This is a genomic window from Gordonibacter sp. (assembly GCF_036667095.1).
Lineage (GTDB): Bacteria > Actinomycetota > Coriobacteriia > Coriobacteriales > Eggerthellaceae > Gordonibacter.
Genome location: NZ_JAVWUP010000017.1, coordinates 1 through 5,449, shown reverse-complemented (window position 1 = coordinate 5,449; position 5,449 = coordinate 1). Strand labels below are relative to the sequence as shown.

4 protein-coding genes are annotated in these 5,449 nt (G+C 64.3%); all 4 read left to right on the top strand.

Going from position 1 to position 5,449, the window contains the following annotated elements; genetic code table 11:
* Window positions 1-135: 135 nt before the first annotated feature.
* The 4 genes from RR842_RS03215 (at window position 136) to RR842_RS03200 (ending at window position 5,392) form a co-directional block, all read left to right on the top strand.
* Window positions 136-1,311 carry a DNA polymerase III subunit gene (locus tag RR842_RS03215; RefSeq protein ID WP_332511868.1) on the top strand — a complete coding sequence of 392 codons (1,176 nt, stop codon included), beginning with the start codon at window positions 136-138 and terminating at the stop codon, window positions 1,309-1,311.
* A 17-nt stretch (window positions 1,312-1,328) separates the two neighbouring features.
* The gene (ricT, locus tag RR842_RS03210; RefSeq protein WP_332517422.1) at window positions 1,329-2,849 is read left to right on the top strand and encodes a regulatory iron-sulfur-containing complex subunit RicT; all 1,521 of its coding nucleotides are present in this window, start codon (window positions 1,329-1,331) and stop codon (window positions 2,847-2,849) included.
* A gap of 55 nt (window positions 2,850-2,904) precedes the next feature.
* Window positions 2,905-4,404, top strand: a complete 1,500-nt coding sequence (locus RR842_RS03205; RefSeq protein ID WP_332511843.1) for a nicotinate phosphoribosyltransferase — start codon at window positions 2,905-2,907, stop codon at window positions 4,402-4,404.
* Between the two features lie 85 nt (window positions 4,405-4,489).
* A complete protein-coding gene (locus RR842_RS03200) occupies window positions 4,490-5,392 on the top strand; it encodes a DegV family protein (RefSeq protein ID WP_332728963.1) in 903 nt (300 codons plus the stop codon).
* Window positions 5,393-5,449 lie beyond the last annotated feature (57 nt).

The window sequence follows — 5,449 nt, the reverse complement described above, 5'->3', positions numbered from 1 at the left end:
TGCGGGTGGCCGCACGGGCCGCAACGACAACGGACACCCGGGCCGCAACGACAACGGACACCCGGGCCGCAGCGGCGGCCACCAGGAGCGCGGCAAGGGGCGCACGCCCGGCTCGCGGGACAAGGGGCACCAGCAGTGACGGCCGACGCTTTCGAGAACATCCTCGGGCAGCCGCAGGTGCGCGATTTCCTGCGTTCCAGCGTGAAGTCCGAGCGCGTGACGCATGCCTACCTGTTCACCGGCCCCGCCGGATCGAACAAGACGATGGCGGCCTATGCGCTGGCCCAAGCCCTGTTGTGCCCGAAGGGGCCGCATGGCCCGCGCGGCGGCGAGTGCGGCGCGTGCGACATCTGCCGGCGTGTGAAACGCAAGAAGCATCCCGACGTGCGCTATTTCGCGCCCGAGGGCGCGGGCGGCTATCTGGTGGACCAGATACGCGCTATCATGGCCGACACGACGCTTGCGCCTATCCAGGGGGACAAGAAGGTGTACATCTTGGACCGCGTGGATCTCTTGGGCGTCCAAGCGGCCAACGCCTTTCTGAAGACACTCGAGGAGCCGCCGGCCGACGTGGTGCTGATCTTGCTGGGGCGTACGCGCGAGAGCGTGCTTCCCACTATTCTGTCGCGCTGCCAGGTGGTCCCGTTTCGTCACGTTCCGGCGAGCGAGGCGGCCGGCATCCTCATGCAGAATACCGGTGCCTCGCGTGAACTGGCGCGTATCGCTATCGAGTCGTGCGACGGCTCCATCACGCGTGGCATCGAGTTTCTGAAGTCCAACGAGCGCCTGGCGTTCCGTGCGCGCGTGCTCGAGGCGCTGTCCTTGCTGCGCAACGCCGACGACTGGGATATCATCGGACTGGCAAGCGATCTGGTGGTGCAGGCGAAGGCTCCGCTGGATGTGGTACGTGCATCCCAGGAAGAGGAATTGGCCGAGAACGCCGACTTCCTGGCGAAGTCGGCCATCCGCCAGATCGAGGCGCGCAACAAGCGTGCGCTCACAGCTAAGACCTTCGAGGCGCTTCGCCAGCTGACGGCCATCATCCGCTCGTGGCTGCGCGATGTGCTGACCGTGTGTGCAGAAGCGCCCGAGCTGGTGATCAACGGAGATGCCCGTGCGGCCATCGAGGAGGCGGCTCGGGAAACCGACGAGGCCCGTGTGGCCGCCGCGCTTGCCGCTGTGCGTGGCTGCGATGCGGCCATCTCGTATAATGTGTCTCCGGAAACGTGCGTCGACGCACTGTTGTTCGAGGTAAAATACTCGCTGTACGGCGCGACGGGGATTTTAAGTTCCCGTGGGTCGCAGCACTGACGATAGAGAGGTTCGGTATGGTTCGGATAGCGCCTGTAAGGCTGGCCTACAATCCGCGTACGCTCTGGTTCGATCCGGGCGAGCTCGAATTGCATAAAGAAGACCCGGTCGTGGTATCCACGGCGCGCGGCACGGAATTCGGCCGCATGGCCGATGACGTATTCGAGGCCGACGAGGCCCAGGTGAAGAAGCTGAAGACCGCGCTCAAGCCCGTGGTGCGCCTGGCCTCTGAGGAGGACGAGGAGCGTGCCGGGGAGATGGAGTGCAGAAGCGCCGAGGCTCTTCCCGTGTTCAAACAGATGGCGGCTGAGGCCAGCGAGGACATGCATCCCGTTTCGGTGGAATTCCTGCTGGACGGCGACAAGGCCGTGTTCTACTTTGAGGCCGAGGAGCGTGTGGATTTCCGCGATCTGGTGCGCAAGCTGGCGGCTCAGTTCCATGTGCGCATCGACATGCGCCAGATCGGCGTGCGCGACGAGGCCCGTATGGTGGGCGGCCTGGGCCATTGCGGGCAGGAGCTGTGTTGCAAGCGCCTGGGCGGCGAGTTCTGCCCGGTGTCCATCCGCATGGCCAAGGAGCAGGATCTGTCGCTGAACCCGCAGAAGATATCGGGCGTATGCGGCCGGCTCATGTGCTGCCTGCGCTACGAGTTCGATGCCTACAAGGATTTCAAGAGTCGCGCCCCGAAACAGAATGCCCAGGTAGAGACTCCGCTCGGTACGGCAAAAGTCATCGATTTGGACGTGCCGCGTGAAGTGGTGACGCTCAAGGTAGGCGGCGAAAAGCCGGTGAAGGTGCCGCTGGCCGACTTCGATCCACCTGAGGAGGGCGTGCGTCCTAACCGCGTGGGCGACGAGGCGTGGGAAGATGCGACGACGCAGGCCGCCATGGGTGTTGCAGGCGAGGCGACGTTCTTGACCTCGCAGTTCACCAGTCAGGACAAGCTGGCCGATCCGGCAAGCGTGCGGCGCACGGGTTCGGGCGGCAAGGACGGCTCGAAGGGTCGCGGCGGCTCCGGCAAGGGCACCCAAGCGAACGGATCGGCTAACGGCGGCGGCAACGGGGGCCGCGGCGGAAACGGTGCCGGCGACGGTGCTGCTTCCGAATCGCGCAAGCCGCGTCGCCGGCGTTCGACGAAGGTGGCGGCGGACGGTTCTGTGCAGCAGGTTGCGGGTGAGGAAAAGGATGCGAAGCGCAAGCCGCAGCCACGCGGCGGCTCGAATGCCCCGAGCACTCAAAAGCGCTCCGGCCAAAAGAAACAGGGCGGTCAAGGGCAGGGTAACGCCAAGGGCGGCGGCAACGGCGCGCAGGGCCAGAGCGGGCAGGCGCGTCGCGGCGGCAAGGACCAGGGTGGGCAAGGAGCCGCAAAGAGCGGCCCGCGTCCCGGCCAGAAATCGTCTGGGCTGCGCCAGCAAAACGATGGTGCCGCTCCGAGCGGCAGCGCTCCTTCTGCCGGCGGCGAAGCCACTCATCGCCGTCGCCGCCGCAGTCATCGCAGCGGCGGCACGCCCGGTGCCGAAGGCGGCGGAGAGAGCTAGCCCGCCGACGGCCTCTCGCCCTCCCGAAAGGTAGGGGCCGCGGAGGATTTTCTGCATGAAAGCGCGCAGTGTGATGCGCCTGCTCGAGAAGGAGAACGCTTTGAAACTGGATTACGCGCTGCTTACCGACTTGTACCAGCTGACCATGGCTCAGGGGTACTGGGAGAGCGGCAAGGCCTCCATGCAGGCGTGTTTCCATATGTACTTTCGCGACCACCCGTTCAAGGGCGGGTTCGCGGTGGCGTGCGGCTTGGCGCAGGTGGCAGAGATGGTGGACTCGTTCGCCTTTTCGCAGGACGACCGCGACTACCTGGCCTCGCTCGATGCTCCTGGTGGCGGAAAGCTGTTCAAGCAGGAGTTTTTGGACTACCTGGCAACATTCAGGTTGACGGCGGACATCGACGCGGTGGCCGAGGGTACGGTTGTGTTTCCCCATGAGCCGCTGGTGCGTGTGACCGGCCCCATCATGGAGTGCCAGCTGCTTGAGACGGCGCTGCTGAACTGCGTGAACTTCGAGACGCTCATAGCCACGAAAGCGGCGCGCGTATGCTTGGCCGCCGAAGCTCCCGTGGCCGAGTTCGGGCTACGCCGCGCACAAGGAGCCGCCGGCGGCATTTGGGCTAGCCGAGCGGCCGTGGTCGGTGGCTGTGCATCTACCTCCAACGTGCTGGCAGGCAAGTTGTTCGGCATTCCGGTGTCGGGCACGCATGCGCATTCGTGGGTCATGTCGTTTTCCGACGAGCTTTCCGCCTTTCGCGCTTACGCCGAGGCGTTCCCGAAGAACTGCGTGCTGTTGGTGGATACCTACGATGTTGAACGGGGCATCGAGAACGCCATCACGGTGGGCCTTGAGATGCGCGAACGCGGCGAGCGCCTGTCCGGCATCCGCATCGATTCGGGCGATTTGGCGTGGCTGGCGAAGATGGCGCGGGGCATGTTGGACGAGGCAGGGCTTACGGATTGCGGCATCGTGCTATCCAACGACCTAGACGAATTCACCATCCAGTCCATCCGCGACGAGGGTGCTCAAGTGATGTCATGGGGCGTGGGCACGAAGCTTGCCTGCGCCTACGATCAGCCAACGCTTGGCGGGGTGTACAAGCTGTCGGCTACGCGTGAACCGGGCGAAGAGGCCTGGAGCGACCGGTTGAAGATATCCGCGACGTCTGCCAAGCTCACCACGCCGGGGGTGCTGGACATTCGGCGTTACTACCACGATGACGGCAGCATTGCCGGCGACATGGTATTCGACGTGTATGCCGGCGTGGGCTCGTGCGAGGCTATTGTTGATCCGACCGATGAGCTGCGGCGCAAGAACCTGGTGGGCAAGCGCCATGAGACATTGCTGCACCCTCTGGCACGCGAGGGTCGCGGCGTGCTTCCGCCTGAGCGGTGCGATGCGATGGCGGCGCGCGAGCGGACGAAGCAGCAGCTGGGGATGCTCGATGAGAGCCAGAAGCGCATGCTGAACCCGCATACCTATCCCGTCGGCCTCGAATATGGTCTTTTTGAGCGCCGTCGCGAATTGGTTGCCCGCATGCTCGGCATTGCGTAGTGTAAAGGCAATCAAGACAACCCGTGTGTGCGGCGGGAATGGAAACGTGTTGGGCAGTTTGCGCTGTAAGCTAAGGGAAGGTGCTATGATTAGGATACTTACTGATTCGGTTGCTTCCATCCCCGCCGACGAGGCGCGGAGGGCCGGTATCGATATCGTCACGCTGTACGTGAACCGCAACGGCGAGGAACTTGCCGACGCGCAGATGGACCTGGATGCCTTTTACGCCGACATCTACGACATGGTCGACGACATCCCCACGTCGAGCCAGCCATCGCAGCTGGTGTTGGAAAAGATGTTCGAGGATGCCGCGCAAGCAGGCGATGAAGTGCTGGGCGTATTCATCTCTACCGGGCTCTCGGGAGCTTACGAGGGCGCCGTGCGCGCTGCGCGTGCGGTGAAGGCTCGCAATATCGGCTTCTCTTACGCGCTGGTCGATTCGACATCGTGCGGATACGATGAGGCGTGGCCGGTGTTCGACGCGGTGGCCGCGCGTGACGAGGGCAAGAGCCTCGCCGAGTGTGCCGAGGCCGTTTTACGGGGCGTTGAGTCGACGCGTTTCCTGTTCACGCCCGAATCGCTCACGTTTTTGCAGAAGGGCGGCCGCATCGGCAATGCGGCGGCGCTGCTGGGCAACCTGCTGCAGCTCGCCCCGGTGCTGACCGTGACCGATGGGGAAGCGACGACGCTGGCCAAGGTGCACACGAGTAAAAAGGCGCTGGACCGTATCGTGCAGGAGTTCAAGGACGACGTCGAGAAGCACGGGCTGAAAGACGTCGTGGTGCACTATATCGGTGACAAGACGCAGGCGGTGCAATGGGCGCATGAAGTAGTGGAGCCCCTGCTGGGTCGTACGGTGCAGGTGCTGCCTGTCAGTCCTGTCATCGGCCTGCATGTCGGGCCAGCCGTGGGCGTGGCCTACGAGTGTATGCAGACGCTGGCCGGCAAGCTTACCGGGTCGGTGCAATCGCGGCTGTGCGTATCGTGAGTGCCATAGGCGTTCCAGCCGTGTCTCTGCGCCCCGTTGTGGCGGCTGCCTGCGGTA

What these genes read in the sequence shown, in the direction of transcription:
- RR842_RS03200 (WP_332728963.1), top strand. Translation starts at nt 4,490, where the DNA reads ATGATTAGGATACTTACTGATTCGGTTGCTTCCATCCCCGCCGACGAG.
- ricT (WP_332517422.1), top strand. Translation starts at nt 1,329, where the DNA reads ATGGTTCGGATAGCGCCTGTAAGGCTGGCCTACAATCCGCGTACGCTC.
- RR842_RS03205 (WP_332511843.1), top strand. Translation starts at nt 2,905, where the DNA reads ATGAAAGCGCGCAGTGTGATGCGCCTGCTCGAGAAGGAGAACGCTTTG.